General features: G+C 54.0%; 28 protein-coding genes. 19 read left to right on the forward strand and 9 right to left on the reverse strand.

Features of this window, described 5'->3' with window-relative positions; all coding sequences use genetic code 11:
* The first annotated feature begins 13 nt into the window (after positions 1–13).
* Together FIV45_RS01770 and FIV45_RS01775 are read left to right on the forward strand one after the other, a co-directional pair.
* Positions 14–847, forward strand: a complete 834-nt coding sequence (locus FIV45_RS01770; protein ID WP_099472497.1) for a tetratricopeptide repeat protein — start codon at positions 14–16, stop codon at positions 845–847.
* 105 nt (positions 848–952) lie between these two features.
* A complete protein-coding gene (locus FIV45_RS01775) occupies positions 953–1,264 on the forward strand; it encodes a hypothetical protein (protein ID WP_099472496.1) in 312 nt (103 codons plus the stop codon).
* A gap of 44 nt (positions 1,265–1,308) precedes the next feature.
* Here FIV45_RS01775 and queG read toward each other — a convergent pair whose 3' ends face one another.
* Positions 1,309–2,424, reverse strand: a complete 1,116-nt coding sequence (gene queG / locus FIV45_RS01780) for a tRNA epoxyqueuosine(34) reductase QueG (protein WP_099472495.1) — start codon at positions 2,422–2,424, stop codon at positions 1,309–1,311.
* Positions 2,425–2,429: 5 nt separating this feature from the next.
* Positions 2,430–3,098: a glutathione S-transferase family protein gene (locus FIV45_RS01785; RefSeq protein WP_099472494.1), complete on the reverse strand. Its 669-nt coding sequence runs from the start codon at positions 3,096–3,098 to the stop codon at positions 2,430–2,432.
* Between the two features lie 110 nt (positions 3,099–3,208).
* Between FIV45_RS01785 and FIV45_RS01790 the strand changes: the two genes are divergently transcribed.
* Both FIV45_RS01790 and FIV45_RS01795 read left to right on the forward strand, forming a co-directional pair.
* A complete protein-coding gene (locus tag FIV45_RS01790) occupies positions 3,209–3,514 on the forward strand; it encodes an ArsR/SmtB family transcription factor (RefSeq protein ID WP_181040125.1) in 306 nt (101 codons plus the stop codon).
* 11 nt (positions 3,515–3,525) lie between these two features.
* Positions 3,526–4,158 (forward strand): cation efflux transmembrane domain-containing protein, encoded by a 633-nt coding sequence (locus FIV45_RS01795; RefSeq protein ID WP_099472492.1) that lies wholly within the window; start codon positions 3,526–3,528, stop codon positions 4,156–4,158.
* 51 nt (positions 4,159–4,209) lie between these two features.
* Here the strand turns inward: FIV45_RS01795 and FIV45_RS01800 are convergent, their stop codons facing one another.
* Together FIV45_RS01800 and FIV45_RS01805 are read right to left on the reverse strand one after the other, a co-directional pair.
* Positions 4,210–4,443, reverse strand: coding sequence for a DUF3126 family protein (locus FIV45_RS01800; RefSeq protein WP_099472491.1), 234 nt, complete (start codon positions 4,441–4,443; stop codon positions 4,210–4,212).
* A complete protein-coding gene (locus FIV45_RS01805; protein WP_099472490.1) occupies positions 4,440–5,018 on the reverse strand; it encodes a hypothetical protein in 579 nt (192 codons plus the stop codon). The genes FIV45_RS01800 and FIV45_RS01805 overlap by 4 nt, the downstream gene beginning before the upstream one ends.
* A 327-nt stretch (positions 5,019–5,345) precedes the next feature.
* Between FIV45_RS01805 and FIV45_RS01810 the strand changes: the two genes are divergently transcribed.
* Positions 5,346–5,729: a TonB family protein gene (locus FIV45_RS01810; RefSeq protein ID WP_133118567.1), complete on the forward strand. Its 384-nt coding sequence runs from the start codon at positions 5,346–5,348 to the stop codon at positions 5,727–5,729.
* A gap of 240 nt (positions 5,730–5,969) precedes the next feature.
* Positions 5,970–6,587, forward strand: a complete 618-nt coding sequence (locus tag FIV45_RS01815) for a cell cycle transcriptional regulator TrcR (protein ID WP_099472488.1) — start codon at positions 5,970–5,972, stop codon at positions 6,585–6,587.
* Between the two features lie 140 nt (positions 6,588–6,727).
* Here the strand turns inward: FIV45_RS01815 and FIV45_RS01820 are convergent, their stop codons facing one another.
* Complete coding sequence (locus tag FIV45_RS01820; RefSeq protein ID WP_099472487.1) at positions 6,728–6,898, reverse strand: YdcH family protein; 171 nt, start codon at positions 6,896–6,898, stop codon at positions 6,728–6,730.
* Between the two features lie 167 nt (positions 6,899–7,065).
* Between FIV45_RS01820 and FIV45_RS01825 the strand changes: the two genes are divergently transcribed.
* Complete coding sequence (locus FIV45_RS01825) at positions 7,066–7,647, forward strand: UbiX family flavin prenyltransferase (RefSeq protein WP_099472486.1); 582 nt, start codon at positions 7,066–7,068, stop codon at positions 7,645–7,647.
* 130 nt (positions 7,648–7,777) lie between these two features.
* On the forward strand, positions 7,778–7,975 hold the full coding sequence (locus tag FIV45_RS01830) for a YdcH family protein (protein WP_099472790.1): 198 nt from the start codon (positions 7,778–7,780) through the stop codon (positions 7,973–7,975).
* A gap of 50 nt (positions 7,976–8,025) precedes the next feature.
* On the opposite strand, the gene FIV45_RS01835 is transcribed toward FIV45_RS01830, so the two are convergent.
* Positions 8,026–8,760 carry a GGDEF domain-containing protein gene (locus FIV45_RS01835; protein WP_099472485.1) on the reverse strand — a complete coding sequence of 245 codons (735 nt, stop codon included), beginning with the start codon at positions 8,758–8,760 and terminating at the stop codon, positions 8,026–8,028.
* Positions 8,761–9,010: 250 nt separating this feature from the next.
* Between FIV45_RS01835 and purE the strand changes: the two genes are divergently transcribed.
* A complete protein-coding gene (gene purE, locus FIV45_RS01840; protein ID WP_099472484.1) occupies positions 9,011–9,505 on the forward strand; it encodes a 5-(carboxyamino)imidazole ribonucleotide mutase in 495 nt (164 codons plus the stop codon).
* 13 nt (positions 9,506–9,518) lie between these two features.
* Complete coding sequence (locus FIV45_RS01845) at positions 9,519–10,610, forward strand: 5-(carboxyamino)imidazole ribonucleotide synthase (RefSeq protein WP_099472483.1); 1,092 nt, start codon at positions 9,519–9,521, stop codon at positions 10,608–10,610.
* 92 nt (positions 10,611–10,702) lie between these two features.
* Here the strand turns inward: FIV45_RS01845 and FIV45_RS01850 are convergent, their stop codons facing one another.
* Positions 10,703–11,392: a PEP-CTERM sorting domain-containing protein gene (locus FIV45_RS01850; RefSeq protein ID WP_099472482.1), complete on the reverse strand. Its 690-nt coding sequence runs from the start codon at positions 11,390–11,392 to the stop codon at positions 10,703–10,705.
* A 230-nt stretch (positions 11,393–11,622) separates the two neighbouring features.
* Positions 11,623–12,294 carry a COQ9 family protein gene (locus FIV45_RS01855; RefSeq protein WP_099472481.1) on the reverse strand — a complete coding sequence of 224 codons (672 nt, stop codon included), beginning with the start codon at positions 12,292–12,294 and terminating at the stop codon, positions 11,623–11,625.
* A gap of 198 nt (positions 12,295–12,492) precedes the next feature.
* Between FIV45_RS01855 and rpsU the strand changes: the two genes are divergently transcribed.
* From rpsU to FIV45_RS01875, 4 genes are all read left to right on the forward strand, one after another.
* The gene (gene rpsU, locus FIV45_RS01860) at positions 12,493–12,699 is read left to right on the forward strand and encodes a 30S ribosomal protein S21 (protein WP_099472480.1); all 207 of its coding nucleotides are present in this window, start codon (positions 12,493–12,495) and stop codon (positions 12,697–12,699) included.
* 115 nt (positions 12,700–12,814) lie between these two features.
* Positions 12,815–13,282 carry a GNAT family N-acetyltransferase gene (locus FIV45_RS01865; RefSeq protein WP_099472479.1) on the forward strand — a complete coding sequence of 156 codons (468 nt, stop codon included), beginning with the start codon at positions 12,815–12,817 and terminating at the stop codon, positions 13,280–13,282.
* Entirely contained in the window at positions 13,263–14,297 is a 1,035-nt protein-coding gene (locus FIV45_RS01870; protein WP_165776993.1) for a YheT family hydrolase, read from the forward strand. The genes FIV45_RS01865 and FIV45_RS01870 overlap by 20 nt, the downstream gene beginning before the upstream one ends.
* 41 nt (positions 14,298–14,338) lie before the next feature.
* Positions 14,339–14,938 (forward strand): hypothetical protein, encoded by a 600-nt coding sequence (locus FIV45_RS01875; protein ID WP_133118566.1) that lies wholly within the window; start codon positions 14,339–14,341, stop codon positions 14,936–14,938.
* Between the two features lie 18 nt (positions 14,939–14,956).
* On the opposite strand, the gene FIV45_RS01880 is transcribed toward FIV45_RS01875, so the two are convergent.
* Positions 14,957–15,136, reverse strand: a complete 180-nt coding sequence (locus FIV45_RS01880) for a hypothetical protein (protein WP_099472476.1) — start codon at positions 15,134–15,136, stop codon at positions 14,957–14,959.
* A gap of 479 nt (positions 15,137–15,615) precedes the next feature.
* On the opposite strand from FIV45_RS01880, the gene FIV45_RS01885 reads away from it, so the two are divergent.
* From FIV45_RS01885 to FIV45_RS01905, 5 genes are all read left to right on the forward strand, one after another.
* A complete protein-coding gene (locus FIV45_RS01885) occupies positions 15,616–16,059 on the forward strand; it encodes a hypothetical protein (RefSeq protein WP_099472475.1) in 444 nt (147 codons plus the stop codon).
* 7 nt (positions 16,060–16,066) lie between these two features.
* Complete coding sequence (locus tag FIV45_RS01890; protein ID WP_204602173.1) at positions 16,067–17,401, forward strand: DNA-packaging protein; 1,335 nt, start codon at positions 16,067–16,069, stop codon at positions 17,399–17,401.
* Between the two features lie 154 nt (positions 17,402–17,555).
* Positions 17,556–18,776: a phage portal protein gene (locus FIV45_RS01895; protein WP_099472474.1), complete on the forward strand. Its 1,221-nt coding sequence runs from the start codon at positions 17,556–17,558 to the stop codon at positions 18,774–18,776.
* Positions 18,773–19,093 carry a DUF6127 family protein gene (locus tag FIV45_RS01900; RefSeq protein ID WP_099472473.1) on the forward strand — a complete coding sequence of 107 codons (321 nt, stop codon included), beginning with the start codon at positions 18,773–18,775 and terminating at the stop codon, positions 19,091–19,093. The genes FIV45_RS01895 and FIV45_RS01900 overlap by 4 nt, the downstream gene beginning before the upstream one ends.
* Positions 19,094–19,648: an HK97 family phage prohead protease gene (locus FIV45_RS01905; protein WP_099472472.1), complete on the forward strand. Its 555-nt coding sequence runs from the start codon at positions 19,094–19,096 to the stop codon at positions 19,646–19,648.
* Positions 19,649–19,651: the final 3 nt, after the last annotated feature.

A 19,651-nucleotide genomic window follows, 5' to 3' on the forward strand; every position in this document is an offset into this window, starting at 1 on the left:
GATAGTGCCTCTCATGAAACAGATAACTTTTTTGATGATGATTTTTGCTTCTTTCCCGGCAGCAGCGGCGGAGCCTGAAGCGCCCCTGAGTGATCCGGCGAAATATCAACACTGCCTGACGCTGGTGGGCCGTGACCCGGTGGCGGCGCTTGCCTATGCCAATGACTGGGTATTTGGCGGGGTCGGGGATGTGCCGGCGGGCCATTGCAAGGCGCTGGCGTTGCTGGAAAGTGGCAAGCCCGTCGCGGCGGCGGAATTGTTGGAAAAACTGCTCGATGACCTGATGGTCAATGGCGATCCGACGGTGCGGCAGAATAATGATAATCTGCGGGTGCAATTATCTATTCAGGCGGCGCTGGCCTGGAAGGCGGCCGGGGCCACGGCCCCGACTTATTATGACAAGGCCTATGTCGCCTATAGTGATGCTCTGTCGGGTATAAAAACAGATAATCCCTTGCTCAACAATAAAGTTTTGTTGTGGGAATTATATGTCGAACGCGGAACCCTGCAGATCCTGCGGGGAGAGAGCCGGGCGGCGATCGGGGATTTTACCCAGGCGATTGTCCAGGATGATCAGCAATATGAAGCCTATCTGCAACGCGCCAAGGCGTATCGCAAAACACGCAATTTCCTGAAAGCCCGCCTGGATCTCAAGGTGGCGGACAAGCTCGGGGGTGAAATCCCGGAAGCCCGTGGCGAAATTCTGCTGGAAAGTGGCATTCTGTTTCGTGAACAGGGCCGCAAGCTGGAGGCGCGTCAGGCCTGGCAGGCGATTATTGACGCCTATCCGACACAGGATGTCGCCGAAATGGCGCGGACAAATATTGCGCTTCTGCCGGTAGAATAGTCAGGGGTCACACTTCTGCCTTAATCATTGGACAATCTGTTTAGTGTTACCTAATATGGTAAAGTTACACAGTCATTTACAATTTAAAATATGAAGGGAAGAATGATGATGAAAATTTTTACGCCTAAAACCTTGGGGGCGCTTCTGGTCGCTGTGTCTTTTGCTGTTTCTCCTGTGATCGGCCATGCCGGTGACAAAGAGAAGGGGAAAGAGAAAAAATCTGAAATGATGATGAAAAAAGACGCCCATAAAGCTGAAATGGAAGCCAAGAAGGCTGAAATGAAGGCCCATAAAATGGACAAAAAAGCCTATAAAGAAGACATGAAGGGGCATAAAAAAGCTGAAAAAGACGCCAAAAAGGCCGAAAAGAAAGCTAAAAAAATGAAGAAGAAACTTACGGACGACGATGAGTCCTGATGTGTTCTGCATGATGAACCAAGGCGGCCTTTGTGCCGCCTTTTTTAATGCCATTCCAGCCTGACATCAGGATCAGTTTCCTGATTGATGGATCTTTCCCGGTGAGCGCGCCATTGATCCTGATCACAGAGCTGACGCAGGGCCCAGACTGCCATGGCGCGGATATGAGGACTCGGATCGGTGAGCTGCTGCTCGACCTTCGGGATCAGGGTGCGATCCGCACTATTGCCGATGGCGATCAATACATTGCGGATAAACCAGGTCCGGCCGATGCGTTTGATCGGTGAGCCGGAAAAAACCTGGCGGAAACCGGCATCATCCAGCTCCACCAGATCACTTAAGGCCGGGAAGGCCAGTTCCAGACGCGGCAGATAGGCGGGCTCGACAAGTTTCTTGGCGTATTTATTCCACGGACAGACGGCGAGACAATCATCGCAGCCGTAGATGCGGTTGCCCATGGGCTTGCGGAATTCTTCCGCGATATGGCCCTTATATTCGATGGTCAGATAAGATATGCAGCGCCGGGCGTCGAGCTGGTTCGGGGCCGGGAAGGCCTTGGTCGGGCAGATGTCGAGACAGGCGCGACAACTACCGCAACTGTCGCGTCCCGGCGGGTCGGCGGGCAGGTCGAGGGTGGTAAATATACTGCCGAGAAACAGCCAGGAGCCAAACTCGCGACTGACCAGATTGGTATGCTTGCCCTGCCAGCCGAGGCCCGATTTGGCGGCCAGCGGCTTTTCCATCACCGGTGCGGTGTCGACGAAGACCTTGACCTCGGCGTCGAACTGTCGATGCAGATCACGGGCGACCTGTTTCAGCTTCTTCTTGACCACATCATGATAATCCTTACCCCGGGCATAGACCGATATATTGCCGCGGTCCTTGTGGGCGAGAGTGTCCAGAGGATTCTGGGCCGGGCTGTAATTCATCGCCAGCAGAATAATGCTTTTCACGTCCGGCCACAGGGTGCGGGGATCAGAGCGTCGGTCGGCCTTGTCACGCATCCAGGCCATCTCGCCATGACGTTCCAGATCGAGAAACTCGAAAAAATGCGCAGCATTGGGATCAAGCCCGTCCGGTCCCGTGATGCGCACCACGTCGAAGCCGGCCGCCTTTGCGGTGTCAATAATATGGGTTTTGGCGGCCGCTGGGTCGGTCATTGCGGTTAAAAATCAAGGTTTTTATAGTGGGATACCGGGGGCAGACCGGCAATCAGGTCTTTCAGAAGCGGCTGGAAGCTGGGCCGCGATTTTATGCGGGCGTACCAGTCCTTGGCGCCCTGAAAGTCCTCCCATGGCACATCGCCGAGGTAATCGATGCAGGAAAGATGGGACGCGGCGGCAATGTCGGCATAGGAAAACCGGTCGCCTGCCAGCCAGTTACGGCGTTCGGCGAGATATTCGATATATTTCAGATGCTGCTTGATGTTGATGCCGGCGCAGCGGATGTTCGCGGCTTCCGGTACCCCAAGTTTGAGAAAGCGTTTCATAACCTTTTCTATGATCAGGATGTCGGTGACTTCGGTATAGAACTTAACGTCAAACCATTCAATCAGGCGGCGGGTTTCCGCCCGTTCCGCCGGGGTATCGCCCAGCAGGCTTTCCGTGGTCTGGGTATCCTGAAGATATTCCTGAATGGCATAACTGCCGCAAAGTTTCACCTCGTCTTCACACAGCAAAACCGGCACCGTGCCCGCCGGGTTCAACGCCAGAAAATCGCGCCGCCGGGTCCAGGGCATTTCCAGCACCAGCTCAAATTCAATCGCCTTTTCTGCGAGGGCGACACGGATGGCCCGGGAAAAGGGCGAAAACCAATAATGATATAATTTATTCATGAATCGGATTTTACAGAAAGCGATCTGTTATGTCCTCCTTAAAAAATCATTCCGGTGCAGAAAGTTAAATTAATATTTGAATAATTGTTCAAGTATGATATATTGAGAGCATGAAAACATTATCAGAAGACGACGCCGTGGAACTGGCGGAAATTTTTCACCTGCTTGGCGATCCCAGCCGATTGCGGATTGTGTATGCCTGTCTGGGGGAGCCGGTTAATGCCGGCGCTCTCGCGGCGGACCTGAAGCTTAGTCCGTCCCTGGTCAGTCATCATCTGCGGCTGTTGAGAGCGGCGCGTATATTAACAAGTGACCGTCGGGGGCGGCATATTTTCTATGCAGCCGAAGACGATCATATCCGGGATATGGTGCGGGATATGGCCGTGCATATCAAGGAAGACCATAAAGTCGAGTAAAGGGGAATGAGATGTCCGGTTGTTGCGACCATGATGATATTGATAAAGCGGATTTGCAGATAAAATCCTTTCGTCGCGCTTTATGGGCGGTGTTGCTGATTAATGGCGTGATGTTCGTGATGGAATTCAGCAGCGCCTTTTTTGCCGGTTCCGTTTCCTTGCAGGCGGATGCCCTGGACTTTCTCGGGGATACCGTAACCTATGCGATAACCCTGCTTGCCATGGGATATTCACTACAAACCCGTGCGCGGGTTGCGCTGTTCAAGGGGCTGAGCCTGGGGGTTTTGGGCCTGTGGGTTTATGGTCAGGCGCTTTATTATATCCTGACGGATCAAATTCCCTCTTATGAAATTATGGGATTGATGGGGGTGATCGCCTTCTTCGCCAACCTGGGGAGCGCACTGTTGCTGTATCGTTACCGGGTGGGGGACAGCAACATGCAATCTGTCTGGCTTTGTTCACGCAATGATGCGATCGGTAATCTGGCCATTATTGTTGCGGCGTCGGGGGTGTTTGCCACAGGGTCGGCCTGGCCTGATTTCGCCGTGGCGACCGTAATGGCGACTTTGGCGGTGACCGCAAGCCTGCGCATTATTCGGCTGTCGTTGCGGGAAATGCGGGCGGAGGTTCACGAGCACCCCTGAACAAGGCCCGACATCTCTTGGGAGATGCGGGACGGGTTCAGGTCCTGAATATTAAATCAGGGAGGCGTCAGCGGCGTTGGGCAGGTCTTCTTCCAGAATTGCGATGTTAAGGGCGTAGGAAACTTCGCCTTCATCTTCATCTCTGTAGATAACGCCCAGAAATTCACCTTTATGGTGAACTTCCATGCTGCCGTCTTTTTGCATGCCGGCATCCAGGGTAAATTGGTCTGTGTCGAATCTATCGTTAAGATATTTTTTCAGACGCATGGTTTCGGTTCTGTTCATTCTGTGTCCTCAAATAGTATTTCCAGTTTCCGCATATAAGGCTTCAGGGCCTTTTGATCGGCTTTCACCTGGGCGGACGGATTTGTCATCATCGCCAGACCTTGTTTCAGGCCCACCAGCATCTGGGCTTTGGTCTCAGGGGATAGATATTCGTTTTTTTCCAATTCTGCAATACTCTCTTGCATTTTCTCTACATCGGCGGGGGACATATTGGCGGTCATTTTAAGGCCCATGTAGGCTTTGAGGATCCGGTCACCGACGTTGGCCCACTGATCTGGCGACGTGAAGCCGGCGTCATCAATGATCTTGGCGAATTCCGGAAAGGATTTGTGGGTGCGGATGGTTTTGAGGGAATGTGTCATGGGACCAAACGTCTCGGAACCAGGAAGCACGCTCTGCATATCCGACCCGTCCTCTTCGAGGATGTCGTATTTTTCTTCAAGCTTCTGCATGGGTTTCATCACAGCAATAAAGCTTTCAATGTTGTCTCGGCTCAGCGGGGTGGCGGCCTGCACCGAAAAACTCATGCAAAGGGCCGCAAACAAGCTCAGGCCTGTAATGGCTATTTTGTTCATTTCTCAATACCTCTTAAGGGAGTTAGGGATGTTTTTTCACACCAAACGACAGAGGAGTAGACTAGTCAATTCCCCCCCGTCAGGTCAATTTATTTAAAAGTATTATTGCTGATGGTGTTGGTGAAAATAAGGCAAAAATGGGGTGTTTTGGCCGGAAACCCGGATTGATATTTAGGTAAAATTTTATCTTTAAGTTTCGGTTTACGAATTGTCTGTATAGTGATTCGTATCGGACGGAATAATAACAAAAGCATTCTTCACTGTGATGGTTCAGATGAAGAAGCAAATAAGCGTCTAAAGACGTCATTTTTAGTAAGGAGATTTATTGTGAAGCGAGTACTGGGAAAAATTTGGTTGAGTATAATGGCCGTGGCGATGATGTCATTTGTTGGCGTCGGCTTTTCATCAAGCGCGCAGGCGGGTGATATAAAAGATTGGCAAGTCAAAATTGTTAAGCTTGTGGCGAAGAAGCAGGTTTATCCTCGCGCTGCCATGCGTAAAGAACTTGAAGGCCGGGCAAAAGTCCGGGTCAATATTGACCGCAGCGGCGCTATTGTCAGCCACGAAATTATCACACCGACCGGTGAAGAGGTGTTTGATAAAGAAATTCCAAAGCTGATTGCACGCATCAATCCACTGCCAACGCCACCTTCTGCGCTTGGCGATGATCAGTTGAGTTTTGTTCTGCCCCTGTCTTGGGTCATTCGCTAAGTTCAGGCGACGCATAAAACTTTTATATTATTTTTTAAGTGATCATTTGATCTTTTAAGACGGCCTCCCTATGGGAAGGCCGTTTTTTTACTTGCGCTTTGAGTGAGAAAACCATATGACATCGGGGATGGATTAGGGTTTGGGAAAGGGATTAAGATTTGCCAAATACGTAAATCCCTCTATATTACCCTGATCATTATTCGTATTAATAAAGCGGTTTAAAACCCCGTAGGAGGTTACATGAAACAGCCTTTGATGCCAATGGCGACGGCCGTATGGTTGGTTGACAACACAAGTCTTTCTTTTCGTCAGATTGCGGAATTCTGCAGCCTGCATGAACTGGAAGTGCAGGGCATAGCTGATGAACAGGTCGCGCAGAACATTGTCGGCCTGGACCCGATCGTCAATGGTCAGTTGAGCTGGGATGACATTAAACGTTGTCAGGATGATCCCAGTGCCCGACTGGAATTGCTGGAAGAAGAAATTCCCGCCAAGACCCGTTCCGGCGGCGCCCGCTATACCCCGGTATCCAAACGCCAGGATAAGCCGGACGCCATTGCCTGGTTGCTGAAATTTCATCCGGAGCTGTCGAATGCCCAGATCTGTCGCCTGGTGGGAACCACCAAGCCAACGATTGTGGCGATCCGGGAACGCTCTCACTGGAACATGTCCGAGATCAAGCCGGTAGACCCTGTTCTGCTGGGGCTGTGCAAACAGACGGAACTCGACGAAGCCGTGAAGAAAGCGGCGCCTCCTGTTGTTGAAGAGCCTGCTGTGGAAGAGCCTGAGGCCGTTGTTGCGGAAGACGTCTCTGAAGATGCCGCTCCTGCGGATGCGGTTTCTGAAGACCAGGTCTGATCCGATTGATATGCTGCGGCCCGAAGGCCTGTCAGGATAAAGGAACTGACTGTTTTCTGTGAAGGAAAACAGATGCGCTTTAAGGCCGTCACATAAAAAAGGCCCCCGGGATCGGGGGCCTGTTCTTTTGGAGACGGATATCAGCCCGTTCGCTTATATCGCTCGATCTCATCTTTTAGCTTCAGTTTTTCTCTCTTGAGGTCATGAAGGACGACGCTGTCTGGGGAAGGGCGATGTTCCTCTTTGAGGATAATTTCATCTAGTTTGGAGTGTTTTTCTGAAAGTGCTGTAAGATGAGCTTCTACGTGCATATTTGGTTCTCCTGATTGGAAAGTTTAGCGGTATAATTTAATCATAAAAATAAAATACTGTCACGGAAATCTATCATTCCGGTCCGATATTCGACATAATAGTTCGCATTGGAACGCATTTTGAACTAATATTTCATGAATCTAATATAAAGTTAGGGAGCCGGCGAATCGTGGGCGAGAGAAAAAAGAAGATTATTGTCGGCATATCGGGCGCGTCCGGCATTTGCTACGGCGTGCGATTGCTGGAATTGTTGCAGCGGGTGGATGTCGAAACCCATTTGGTGATGTCCCGGTCTGCCAAGATCACGCTCGGTCATGAAATGGACCTTAAAGTATCCCAGGTAGAGGCGTTGGCGGATCAGTGTCACAAGGCCGACGATATCGGCGCGAGTATTGCCAGTGGGTCGGTGCATAGCCTGGGCATGTTAATTGTACCCTGTTCCGTGCGCAGCATGTCGGAAATCGCCAGTGGCGTGACCTCGACCCTGTTGACCCGCGCGGCGGATGTGGTGCTTAAAGAACGGCGCAAGCTGGTGCTGATGGTGCGGGAAACCCCGTTGCATACGGGCCATCTTCGCACCATGACCCGGCTTTCCGAAATGGGCGCGATTATCGCGCCGCCGGTGCCCGCCATGTATGCCAAACCTGAAACCATCAGCGATCTGGTCGATCATACGGTGGGGCGTTTGCTGGATCTTTACGATATTGATGTGCCGGAAGTCCGTCGCTGGAAGGCGGATAAATCTTAGGCGTATGGTGTGTTCTTCAGGCAAAAATCTACAGATAATCGCAGATAGTTGACGGAAAATATGCTATATTTTGTCTCGCCTTTCGTTGATGGCGAAATCATTCCCCAGGGGATCAGTTAGAAGTATGATGATGGACGATAATGAAATTGTAGAAAAGATTCAGGAACTCACCGTTCAGCATAGGGATCTGGATATGGCAATTGAGGCTCTGATTGAAAGCGGCAAGGCTGACGTACTGCAGATACAGCGGTTGAAGAAGCAGAAACTGCATCTGCGCGACCGGATCAACCATCTGGAGAATTATCTTCTGCCTGATATTATAGCCTGATATTATCGCCAAATATTACCGACTGAGCATCCGGCCTTGTGCGGGGTCGGTTATTCTTTCTTAAGTTCTTTTTTATGGACATACATATTCTGGTCGGCCTGATCCAGAGCCTGATCGGCGCTTTCCGTCCCCAGCAGGGGATGAATGCCGTAAGCCACATGCAATGTGATGGCCTTATCTTTCCAGGTGAAGGGTGTTTGTTGTATGGTGGCCACCAGGGACTGGGCTTTAACCTTGGCGACTTTCTCGTCCGCCTTGGGCAGAATGACGCCAAATTCGTCACCACCGAGGCGTCCGACGATATCTGAATCACGTAAATTCTTGACGATGATATTGGCCATATGGGTCAGGGCGGCGTCGCCAGCTGCATGTCCGAGCGTATCATTGATCACCTTCAGATCATTAAGATCAAGATAGATCAATGAACTGTTGATGCCATAACGCTGTGAATAGGAAATCATCCGGGTCATTTCCCGTACAAAAGCCCGCCGGTTGGAAATGGCCAGCATGCCGTCCTGGTCCGCCAGTTTCTCCAGTTCCGATATCTTGCGCTGGGCCAGTTCAAGTTCCTTGCGCATGCTGTCGACTTCTGACATCAGGGCCATAATGGCGGTGCGTACTTTTTCGGTCATTTCCTCAGGGGGAATGCCGAGGATAACGCTGGTGTCCTGAATGTTTCGGGGGGCTGATGTTCCGGCAACGGATGGGGCGTTCCCAACATTTTTCACCGTTTTTCGACGCAGGGGAGCGGTTTGACGGGTGGGGCCGGTTTTGGGCACTCTCATTTTAGTCTTCTACCTGATATGTTGCATTCTGCTACTAGATCGTGTTTTGATTGTCGACAATATAGCATATTTTGATGTTTTTACCAGAAAGCTTTGCAGGGAAGCGGAGTTGACGCATTGAACAGTTGCACTGTGTGGCGGGATCGTTATAATCCGCGACTTTCTAGCATTTGCCAACGTGAAGACAGGGTGCTTTCGAGGCAGAAATTTTAGGGCCGGGATCAGGGGCCCAGGATGAGGAAATGGAACAATGAACACGCAAAAGCCGGTGGTTGGGGTGATTATGGGCAGTCAGTCTGACTGGGATACCATGAAAGAAGCAACGGAGGTTCTGACGGCGCTTGGGGTCGGGTTTGAGGCAAAAATTGTTTCGGCTCATCGTACCCCGAAACGTCTGGTGGAATACGCAGAGACGGCTGCTGACCGTGGCCTGAAGGTGATTGTCGCCGGGGCCGGCGGCGCGGCGCATCTGCCGGGGATGGTGGCGTCCATGACGGCGGTGCCCGTGCTTGGTGTTCCGGTAGAAAGCAAGGCTTTGAGCGGCATGGACAGTTTACTGTCGATCGCCCAGATGCCGGGAGGCGTGCCGGTTGGGACGCTGGCAATCGGCAAGGCGGGGGCGAAAAACGCCGGCCTGCTGGCGGCATCGATTATCGCGTTGATGGATGATCAGGTCGCGGAAAAACTTACCGCCTGGCGGACGGCGCAAAGCGATGCCGTGGCTGCGGCGCCTGTGGATCAGTAACGGAAAAAGTCTTATGAAAACATGTGCTCCCGGATCTGTTATTGGAATGCTTGGCGGGGGGCAGCTGGGCCGGATGCTCGCCCTGGCGGCGGCGCAATTGGGCTATCATACCCATGTATATTGTCCGGATGAGAAAAATCCTGCCGAACAGGTGACGGACCGTTTGAGCCGCAACAGCTATACGGATGAGGCGGCACTGGTTGAATTCGGCAAATCCGTCGATGTTGTGACCTATGAATTTGAGAATATTCCCGTTGAAACGGTGGAGCTTCTCCAGAAACATGTGCCGGTTTTCCCCAGCGCCAAGGTCTTGAAAGTATCCCAGGACCGGCTGCGGGAGAAGGATTTTCTCAATGGTATCGGCATTGAAACCGCCCCTTACGCACCGGTCGCCACCGTGGATGAAGCTGCGATAGCCCTGCGGGATATTGGCTACCCGGCGGTATTGAAAACCAGGCGTTTTGGCTATGATGGCAAGGGGCAGGCGATCGTCCGGCAGCCGACCGATTTGCTGGACGCCTGGGCCAGCCTGAAATCCAGTGAAATAATCATCGAAGGGTTTATTCCCTTTGATATGGAAATATCCGTTCTGGCGGCCCGGGGACAGGATGGGGAAATCCGTTGTTTCGATCCGGCGGAAAATATTCACAAGAACCATATCCTTGACCTGTCCATTGCCCCGGCCCGTATTGCGCCGGAATTGCGTGCGGAGGCGATCGAGATCGCCCGGCGCATAGTGGCGGAGCTGGATTATGTCGGGGTGCTGGCGGTAGAGTTCTTTGTTTCCGGTGCGGCGCCGGTCTTTCGTGTCAATGAAATCGCCCCCCGGGTGCATAACAGTGGCCATTGGTCAATCGAGGCCTGCCCCACCAGCCAGTTTGAGCAGCATATCAGGGCGATCTGCGGCCTGCCGCTCGGCGACACCACCCTGTACGGGCGAACAGAAATGAAGAATCTGATCGGGGATGATATCCTGGATATGGAAAGTTATCTTAAGGATCCGGCGGCGAATTTCCACCATTATGGGAAGAAACAGGCGCATCCTGGCCGCAAAATGGGGCATGTGACCTGGGTTTATCCTGATGCGGCGTCGTGGGATGACTGACGCGGTCGGCGTTTAAATCAGTTACGGTTATAAAAAAAGCGCCCCCCAGATTTGGGAAGGCGCCTTTTTCTCTCAGAATATAAGGTATGGCTTTAAGCAGAAAACTTCCGCCGCCACAGCAGCCCACCAAAAGCCAGGACCATCAGGCCCGCCATGGAAGAAGGCTCGGGCACGGTTGTACCGCAGCAGTTTGTCAGTTTACTGGAGCCTTCTCTGTCATTGCCATCAAACGCGCTGGTGGCGCGGACAGCCATAAACTGTTCCATATTGGCGGGGAAGAAGGTATCAAGATCAAGGCTGCCGCCAATTACAGTTGTTGCGAGATCGAAGGTGATGCTTTTGATGTCATCTCCGCCACCAATGCCATTATGCCCGAATTCAACCGCAATGTCATAATTGCTGAGGCCGGTCATGCTTGACCCGTTCAGGTTGAAAGTTGGAGTGATGTCGAATGTTTTGGCGTCGCCGGTCATGTTCTGAACGGCGGAGACAAATGAAATATCAAGATCATTAAGATTAATGACATTCTCGTTGACGTGGAACAACAGGCCACGCAAATCGCCAAAGGCGTTGGGGTTGTTCTGATCCAGAGTGAAGCGGATGGTCTCGTTGTCCCACTGGGACACGGTCACCTGCACATCAATAGGTATGGCGCCGGTATTGACCATATCGAAGACAAAATCCCCGGCGGTTGCAGAAAGGCTGCTGGCGCCAAAAAGAAGGCCTGCGGCACAAAAAGACAAGGCTTTACGCGGTATCGCGTTTTTGATCATATTAAGCATAATAACTCAACTCTTATTCTTTTTTAAGATTCTATGTTTCTGGTGCTTTTTACCAAAAAATATCATTACAGGCCTTATCATGCAAATGCCATGCCATAATAATTTTATCCCTAAATTATAACACGATATGGATTTATAGAGTCTTAAGGATAGGGAAAACTGTAAAGATTCCCGACTCTTTTGTCAGAAAATGTTTCATTCTGGGACAGTGGCAGTTGAAGGGAGGGGCGTTAGCGCGCCGGATAGCGGAGACGACTGACATTTTTCCAGAAAGAACTGGTGATGTCCGGCAGGCGTTCTGACAGTTTCCGCGCCCGGGCCTTACCTTTTTCGAACTGTATGACATTTTCGATGCGGCGGTCGAGGAAGGCCCAGGTGTCTTGTCTGTCCGCGCTGTCGTCATTCAGCCAATAGAGCAGCGTGGTGCTATAGACGCCGGACAGGGTCAGGCGTTTGGTGTAATAATTAAAGTCCGTGGAAGGGTCGCCGGTTGTTTTCCACATCAGATCCACCGTGCGATACATCATTTTCAGACCCTGGGCGCTGTGGGTTGGCAGGGCGAGATAGGCGACTGCGGCCCGGGCGGCGTCCCGCAAGGGGTCTTCCGCCTCGATTCGGGTTCTGACCAGAAAGGTGATTTTCTCGCGGATTTTCATTTGGGCGAGTTTTTCCGGCGGGCAGGCTTCAACCATCATCTGGTCGCGTTGTTGCGCCATCAGGTCAATCATGTCAATGGCGCCGCTGGGGAAAGCCAGTTTCGCGATGCCGGGATTTAGTCCAATTTCTTCTGCAGCGCGTGTCAGGGTTTGATCTGACCAGCCGTCAAACGGCACATGCGGCAAGGCTGCCACCAGCAAAGGGGCGCGCCAATCGTCGGGAATATCGCTTGGTTTTTTCGTCATGAAAGCATCATATCAGGCGGGGCGGCGGCGATAAAGCGCTTTTGCGTCGGGATCGGTGTTTTTGCATCATTGGCGATATTTTGATAAAATACTTCCCAAGCCCGCCTGTTTTTGTTACAAGGCGAAGCCCTTTGGAATCGGTGACGGTTCCACGGGGTTTATTTTAACACTTGACCCTAGAAAGGAGTGTGACAGACCATGCAGGTTTCTGTCCGCGACAATAACGTAGACCAAGCTCTTCGTGCGCTGAAGAAAAAATTACAGCGCGAAGGCGTCTACCGCGAAATGAAAATGCGTCGCTTTTTCGAAAAGCCTTCTGAAAAGAGAGCTCGCGAGAACGCCGCAGCGGTACGCCGTGCGCGTAAGCTTGACCGTAAACGTCTAGAACGTGACGGCGTTATCTAAAACGTCTCGTTATAAAATTTAGTTTAAAGGCCGACCTCAAATCGTTTGAGGCGCGGCTTTTTTACTGTATGATCCATAAAAAAGTACAATAATAAAAAAAATAATAGGGTTCAAGATGATTGAAATTGTTGAAATGCGGGATATTAAATTCGCACAATGGGCGGATCTCTATCAGAGCTATGCAGAATTTTATAAACTGTCTTTGACGCCGCAGCAATTGCAAACAGCCTGGGAATGGCTGAGCGGCCATGACACGGAATTGCGGGGTCTGGCAGCGCTGGTGGACGGCGAACCGAAGGCCATCGCGCATTATCGGCGTTTCCTGCGTCCTCTTGCCGGGGAAGTTGGTATTTTTCTGGATGATATTTACGTCTGTCCGTCCGTGCGGCGGCACGGGGTGGGCAAAATTCTTCTGGAACGTCTCGAGAATATTGCCAAGGCGCAGGGCTGCACGGTGATCCGCTGGATGACCGCCGGTGATAACCGGGGCGCTCAGTCTTTTTACGATACGTTTGGCAAGCAGACGGACTGGATTACCTATGACCATAACATGAGCGATGAGGATGACGTCAGACGCAAATAAAACAGGATATCGGTTTCTCGGCCAGGAGGTCGAGGGACTGGATTTGCCAGCCTTCCAGGTGGGGATCAAATGGCGGGGGGGCGACCTTCAGACCATGCGCAATACCATTATGGGGCCGGTATGCCGTTTGGAAGACGAGGCCGAGCGGGTCTTTTTCGACATCGGCGCGCCAGGTCGTCTGAGTGGGGCCCTGCACCGCAAGGACGCCCGGGCGCATTTACCTTTGGTGGTGATTATTCACGGGCTGACGGGTGATGAAGGGTCTCCCAATGTGATTTCGGCCGCCAGCAGCCTGCTCGAACAGGGCTATCCTGTCTTGCGGCTCAATCTGCGGGGGGCAGGGCCGTCGGTCCGCACCAGTCAGGGCAGCTATCATGCGGGGATGACAGAAGACCTGGCTCAGGTTATTTCTCAGTTGCACAGCCGGGCCTACGGCGCCGGCATTGTACTATATGGTATTTCCCTCGGGGGGAATATGATGTTGAAATACCTGGGGGAGCAGGGCGCGGACGCCAATATCCTTGCCGCCATCGGGGTCAGCACGCCTCTGGATCTGAAGGCGGTGCAAGGGCGCCTGATGGATGCCCGTAACGCCATGTATCATAATTATCTTCTGCTGGGCATGAAGAAATACGCCAAGCGGTTGACCGGACGGGTCGCCGCCCTGCATCTGGAAAAAGCTCAGGCGGCCGCGTCTATTCTGGAATATGATGATCAGTATGTCGCGCCCAGTCATGGTATGGCCGGGGCGGAAGACTACTATCGCCTGCAGTCTTCGGGGGTCTATCTTGATAAGATCAGAGTGCCGACCCTGTTGATACATGCGGAAAATGATCCGTGGGTACCGGTCGAAAGCTATTATGACCACGACTGGTCTGGCAATGACCGGCTTCATGTGATTGTGTGCAACGATGGCGGTCATGTGGGCTTTCACGGGAAAGATAGTAAGGTGCCGTGGCATGAACAGGCGATGGCCCGGTACCTGGACCATATACTGGACCTGTCGCAGGTATGAGACAGGGCGGGTTTTTGCGGCCGTGGGGGGCTGTTGCCGGGATGGTTTTATGTCTGGCCGCCTGTACGGGCAACCCGACGGAAGCATTGCTCAAGAAAAATCATCAGGACGTTATCCTGCCGGGGGACTTCGGGATCTGCAAGGGCTATGGCTGCCGCCGTTACGTGAAAACCGGGCTGGCGCCGGAGGAATGGCGGCAGATTGAAAATATTTTTGTCCCCGCGCCAGTGACGGCAGAAACAGAACGTCAGATGATTCGTCAGGCGATTGCCCTGTTTGAACGGTTTGTCGGTCCTAAAACCGGCACGGATCAGGATGCCGCCGGCGCCGTGATCCTCAACTTTTCCACAAAAGGCCAAATGGATTGTATTGATGAGGCGTTCAACAGCAGCACCTACTTGCATTTGCTGCGGAAAGCCGGGCTGGTGCGGTTCCATGCTCTGGGCGCGCCGTTGCACCGGGGAAATTATATCACGCGCTGGCCTCATAATACCGCGACCATCCATGTGATGGGTCAGCCCCGGACGATAAAGGGCGAAGGGCATTTTGTCGTGGATTCCTGGTTCCACAAGAATGGCGATATGCCGGAAATTATTCCGGCGGCGCAGTGGGCTGAAGGATGGTCACCGGATCAGGAATAGCGCATCTACAGCGGTGCCCTAAAGTTCTTCTACGTTACTATCGGAGAAGGCCCAGTCCTGCGCATTTTCCATTTCAGCCAGAAACAGATGTTCCGCGGAAACGATGGCTTCTTCTTCGCTGGCGGCGTCAACCGTGGTGACCCAATAAAAAGACCCGCGTTTCAGGTCGGCTTTCAGGGTGACGTTAAAGGTGGCCATGGATCATTCCTTTGTCTAAAATTCTATTGCCCCCTATACATCCTAAAGCCGGCGGCGTTTCAAGTAAAAAATATGCAAAAAAAAGGCGCTCCTCATAAAAATGAAGAGACGCCAAGTCGCAAGGAGGGTTTCGATCCAAGATGAGCCGCAAATCGCAAGAACGACTCACCCGGCATAATCCGTCAGGATATGCTAGATCGGGGACCTTGGGCTGCTTAAGCCCTCATCCACCTGATATTCTAATTGAATAGTGAATAATAGGCAAATATTATTTGTTTATCTATATTTTATGTAAATTTATACTAAATAATAAACTATATTACCCTATAAATAGGAAATAAATATTGACAAAGCGGGGTTAATAGGCTATTATTTTTCACATGATCAAGAATTGGCTCTCGGAGAGAGGGCGTACAGACTGATTTCCTGACACAGGTCGCCAGATTTATGGCGGCTTTTTTTATGGCGAAGGGGCATCTATGGCGAAAACGACGGCATCGGGGCGCTGGTCGGCTGAAAAAGAATCAGTCTTTCTCAGTATTTTACAGCAGAGCGGTAATGTGACGGCGGCGACGGCGGCGGCGGAGCTGGACCGGTCTCAGGTCTATCGCCGCCGGGTCGCCCACCCGGCCTTTCGCGACAAATGGCAGGCGGCGATGGATCAGGCGCTCGACCATCTGGAGGCTTATCTCTGGGACAAGGCGTTGGGCGCCACGGGACAACAGGATAGGGCAGACGGAGGCAAAGCCCCGGTGATTGATGAGAAGGTGGCGATCTTTCTGCTGAAAGCCCACCGGCCGGAAATTTTTGGCGACGGTAAGCGGCGACCAACTTCCCTCCGTAAAGGCAAAACCCTGTCCCCCCGGGCGCGGTTGCTTAAAAAGTTGGACCAAATGGGGGATCACGCCCCGACCAAAGATTGAGACATTTGTGACAGATCACCGTTCGCTCGCCGAGGCAATCGCGGCCATGGAGCCCGCACGTCGTAAAGAACTGTTGCACGGCCTGTCGCCGGAGGAATGTGAGGCGCTGCTTTATGACTGGTCCTTCTGGGCGCGGCACAATCAGTTGCCGCCCGACGGCGACTGGTTCTGCTGGTTGATCCTCGCCGGGCGCGGCTTTGGCAAGACCCGCACGGCGGTGGAATGGATCCGCACCCTGGTGGAAGGCGACAGCCCGCTCGTCGCGCCAAAGGCCGCCCCGGACCGGATCGCTTTGGTGGCGGATAATTTTCTTGAGGGGCGACTGACCATGATCGAGGGCGAAAGCGGCCTGCTGGCGGTCTGCCCACCGGATTACCGTCCGGTCTTCGAGAGCAGCAACAAGAAACTGATCTGGCCCAACGGCATTCAGGCCTTCCTTTATTCGGCGGAAAGCCCCGATCAGCTGCGCGGGCCGCAGCATCAGGTGGCCTGGGCCGACGAGCTCGCCAAATGGCGCTATGTCGAGGATACCTGGTCGAATCTGCTGCTCGGGCTGCGTCTGGGCAAGATGCCACAGGTGCTGGTGACCACCACGCCGCGCAATATTCCCCTGTGCCGGGACTTGGTGGCGGACCCGCGAACCCGGGTGGTGCGCGGCTCGACCTATGACAATCGCGCCCATTTGCCGCAAAGTTTCTTTGATCAGGTGGTGGCGCAATATGAAGGCAGCCGTATTGGCCGTCAGGAAATTTACGGTGAGATTCTCACCGATGTGCCGGGGGCCTTGTGGAGCCGGCCGCTGCTGGATGATAACCGGGCCGGGGATCTGCCCGACCTTGACCGTATCGTGGTGGCGGTGGACCCGCCGGTGACCAGCGGCAAGAAGGCCGATACCTGTGGCATCATTGTCGCGGCGCGGGACCGGGCGGGGCAGGGCTATATCATCGCCGATTGTTCGGTGCAGGGGTTGAGCCCTCACGGCTGGGCCCGGGCGGCGCTGGCGGCTTACGCCCGCTATGAGGCCGACCGGCTGGTGGCCGAGGTCAATAATGGTGGTGAGCTGGTGGAAAGCCTGCTGCGCCAGATCGATCCCGAGCTCAGTTACCGCGCGGTGCGCGCCAGTCGCGGCAAGGTGCTGCGGGCGGAACCGGTGGCGGCGCTGTATGAGCAAGGACGCATCAAACATTGCGGCACTTTCGCGGCTCTCGAAGACCAGATGTGCGGCCTGACCAGTGACGGCCCGAGCGACGGCAAAAGCCCGGACCGGGTCGACGCGCTGGTCTGGGCCCTGACCGAATTGCTGCTGAAAGCCCGGGGGCAGCCGCAAATACGCAATATTTAATAAAACAACCTTTGTCTTCTTGCGAAGACAATCCGGACGGCGGCTTGGGGCCGCACCTGCAAACTTTTGAACCGCTATTGAGTACCCGTGCAGCGCACGCGGTGACCTGCGCCGTTTGTCCGGACCTTATATTTACTCAGAACAGGAGCACGTTATGGGCGCGATAGATCGCTTGTTTGGCCGCAAAAGCAGGGCCCAAAAAGCCCCGGCCCACGAAGAAAAGCAGTCGGCGACGGCGGCCTTGCGCGGGGCGGAAAGCCTGTGGATGGGCTGGGCCGATCCGCGCTGGACCGGACGGGTCTATGAAAAGCTCGCCGAGGAAGGCTACCGCAAGAATGTCATTGCCCATCGGGCGGTGCGCATACTGGCGGAATGCGCCGCCTCGGTGCCGCTCCGGCTGTATCGCGGCGATAAGAAACTGGCGCATCATCCCCTGCTTGATTTGTTGGAGCGGCCCAACCCGTCTCAAGGGCGGGCGGCCTTTTTCGAAAGCGCCTACGCCTTTCTCAATATCGCCGGCAACAGCTATCTTGAAGCCGCCCTCGGCCCCGACGCCCGCCCGGCGGAACTTTATGTGCTGCGCCCTGACCGGATGAAGATCGTGCCGGGGCTCGGCGGCTGGCCCAAGGCCTATGTCTATAGTCTGTCTGGTCGCCAGCATTCTTTTGCCGTCGATCAGGTGACGGGCGAGAGCCTGATCCTGCAGCTCAAGACCTTTCACCCACTGGATGATTATTACGGTCTGTCGCCTTTGGAGGCGGCGGCCTATAGCGTCGATATCCATAACGGCGCGTCGGGCTGGAACAAGGCGCTGCTCGATAATTCGGCCCGGCCCTCGGGCGCGCTGGTGTTCGAGCCGAAAGAGGGCAACGCGAGCCTCAGCCGCGAACAATTCGACCGGCTGAAGGCGGAGATGGAGGAAAATTTTCAAGGCAGTCATAACGCCCGCCGTCCCCTGTTGCTCGAGGGCGGTCTGAAATGGCAGCAGATGGCTTTTTCCCCCGCCGACATGGACTTCATCAATGCCAAGCATGTGGCGGCGCGGGAAATAGCACTGGCCTTCGGGGTGCCGCCGATGATGATGAGCATTCCCGGCGACAATACCTACAGCAATTATCAGGAAGCCAACCGCGCTCTGTGGCGGCTGACCCTTCTGCCGATGATGGACAAGATGATGTCGTCGCTGAACCGCTGGCTCACGCCGCAGTTCGGAGATGACCTGACGCTCAGCTACGACCAGGACGCCATTCCGGCCCTGAGCGCCGACCGTCAGGCCCTGTGGCAGCGGATCGGGCAGGCGGACTTTATGACCCTTAACGAGAAGCGCGCCGCCCTCGGGCTCGGGCCTTTGCCCAATGGCGACAGCCTGTCATGAGAATCGGGGCCGGCCTCACCCAGGCGGTGCGTCAGGCGGAACGGCAGGGCATCGCCCCGGAACTTATTTATGACCTGATTGAGCAGGCCTCGGAAGAAGGCGCGCGGCGGGCCTTGGCGCAGCTGGGGCTCAGCGATGGTCAGGCGGGCACTGACATCACCGAATTGCGCCTGCTGCTCGACAGTTGGCGTGACGTGCGCCGCACCGCGCTGCAGGCCTTGGTGCGCTGGCTGATGCGCTTGTGTTTCTCGGCCCTGATCCTCGGGCTGGCGGTGAAATTCAAGCTTCTGCAACTCGGACAAATTTTTGGACAATGAATGAAAAACTCACTTTACGCCACCCCTGATATCAAGGCTGACGTCATGACCGCGCTCGGCCATTTCGCGGGCTATGCCAGCATATTTCATGTGGTCGACCGGGGTCGGGACCTGATCCTGCCCGGGGCCTTTCAACAGTCCTTAAAAGACCGGGGCGCTGCCGGGGTGAAACTTCTGTGGCAGCATGACCCGAAGGAGCCGGTCGGCGTGATTGACGAACTGCGGGAAGACGGGCGCGGGCTGTATGTCCGGGGCCGTCTGATGTTGCAGGTGGCGCGGGCGCGGGCGGCGGCGGATTTGCTTGCCGCCGGGGCGCTCGACGGCTTGTCAATCGGCTTTCACACGGTGGAAAGTGATCAAAGGTCGGACGGCGTGCGGCTGCTGCGGCGGGTGGATCTGTGGGAGATCTCCCTGGTGACCTTCCCGATGAATGAACAGGCGCGCATCTCTCACTTCAAGTCCGCCGCGCAGCAGGCCACCGAGACCGCGGACCTTATTACGTCACTCACCCATCTTACGCAACTCATGACCCCCCTATCATCACAGAAAGGATGACTT

This window comes from Paremcibacter congregatus (assembly GCF_006385135.1).
Taxonomy (GTDB): domain Bacteria; phylum Pseudomonadota; class Alphaproteobacteria; order Sphingomonadales; family Emcibacteraceae; genus Paremcibacter; species Paremcibacter congregatus.

Excerpts from the sequence above, each read along its gene's own strand:
- FIV45_RS01880 (WP_099472476.1), bottom strand. The coding sequence starts at position 15,136 with ATGGCCACCTTTAACGTCACCCTGAAAGCCGACCTGAAACGCGGGTCT.
- FIV45_RS01815 (WP_099472488.1), top strand. The coding sequence starts at position 5,970 with ATGAAACAGCCTTTGATGCCAATGGCGACGGCCGTATGGTTGGTTGAC.
- FIV45_RS01900 (WP_099472473.1), top strand. The coding sequence starts at position 18,773 with ATGAGAATCGGGGCCGGCCTCACCCAGGCGGTGCGTCAGGCGGAACGG.
- FIV45_RS01785 (WP_099472494.1), bottom strand. The coding sequence starts at position 3,098 with ATGAATAAATTATATCATTATTGGTTTTCGCCCTTTTCCCGGGCCATC.
- FIV45_RS01875 (WP_133118566.1), top strand. The coding sequence starts at position 14,339 with ATGGTTTTATGTCTGGCCGCCTGTACGGGCAACCCGACGGAAGCATTG.
- FIV45_RS01775 (WP_099472496.1), top strand. The coding sequence starts at position 953 with ATGATGAAAATTTTTACGCCTAAAACCTTGGGGGCGCTTCTGGTCGCT.
- FIV45_RS01820 (WP_099472487.1), bottom strand. The coding sequence starts at position 6,898 with ATGCACGTAGAAGCTCATCTTACAGCACTTTCAGAAAAACACTCCAAA.
- FIV45_RS01885 (WP_099472475.1), top strand. The coding sequence starts at position 15,616 with ATGGCGAAAACGACGGCATCGGGGCGCTGGTCGGCTGAAAAAGAATCA.
- rpsU (WP_099472480.1), top strand. The coding sequence starts at position 12,493 with ATGCAGGTTTCTGTCCGCGACAATAACGTAGACCAAGCTCTTCGTGCG.
- FIV45_RS01805 (WP_099472490.1), bottom strand. The coding sequence starts at position 5,018 with ATGAACAAAATAGCCATTACAGGCCTGAGCTTGTTTGCGGCCCTTTGC.
- FIV45_RS01865 (WP_099472479.1), top strand. The coding sequence starts at position 12,815 with ATGATTGAAATTGTTGAAATGCGGGATATTAAATTCGCACAATGGGCG.
- FIV45_RS01790 (WP_181040125.1), top strand. The coding sequence starts at position 3,209 with ATGAAAACATTATCAGAAGACGACGCCGTGGAACTGGCGGAAATTTTT.
- FIV45_RS01870 (WP_165776993.1), top strand. The coding sequence starts at position 13,263 with ATGACGTCAGACGCAAATAAAACAGGATATCGGTTTCTCGGCCAGGAG.
- purE (WP_099472484.1), top strand. The coding sequence starts at position 9,011 with ATGAACACGCAAAAGCCGGTGGTTGGGGTGATTATGGGCAGTCAGTCT.
- FIV45_RS01850 (WP_099472482.1), bottom strand. The coding sequence starts at position 11,392 with ATGCTTAATATGATCAAAAACGCGATACCGCGTAAAGCCTTGTCTTTT.
- queG (WP_099472495.1), bottom strand. The coding sequence starts at position 2,424 with ATGACCGACCCAGCGGCCGCCAAAACCCATATTATTGACACCGCAAAG.
- FIV45_RS01830 (WP_099472790.1), top strand. The coding sequence starts at position 7,778 with ATGGACGATAATGAAATTGTAGAAAAGATTCAGGAACTCACCGTTCAG.
- FIV45_RS01795 (WP_099472492.1), top strand. The coding sequence starts at position 3,526 with ATGTCCGGTTGTTGCGACCATGATGATATTGATAAAGCGGATTTGCAG.
- FIV45_RS01845 (WP_099472483.1), top strand. The coding sequence starts at position 9,519 with ATGAAAACATGTGCTCCCGGATCTGTTATTGGAATGCTTGGCGGGGGG.
- FIV45_RS01770 (WP_099472497.1), top strand. The coding sequence starts at position 14 with ATGAAACAGATAACTTTTTTGATGATGATTTTTGCTTCTTTCCCGGCA.
- FIV45_RS01855 (WP_099472481.1), bottom strand. The coding sequence starts at position 12,294 with ATGACGAAAAAACCAAGCGATATTCCCGACGATTGGCGCGCCCCTTTG.
- FIV45_RS01835 (WP_099472485.1), bottom strand. The coding sequence starts at position 8,760 with ATGAGAGTGCCCAAAACCGGCCCCACCCGTCAAACCGCTCCCCTGCGT.
- FIV45_RS01800 (WP_099472491.1), bottom strand. The coding sequence starts at position 4,443 with ATGAACAGAACCGAAACCATGCGTCTGAAAAAATATCTTAACGATAGA.
- FIV45_RS01895 (WP_099472474.1), top strand. The coding sequence starts at position 17,556 with ATGGGCGCGATAGATCGCTTGTTTGGCCGCAAAAGCAGGGCCCAAAAA.
- FIV45_RS01905 (WP_099472472.1), top strand. The coding sequence starts at position 19,094 with ATGAAAAACTCACTTTACGCCACCCCTGATATCAAGGCTGACGTCATG.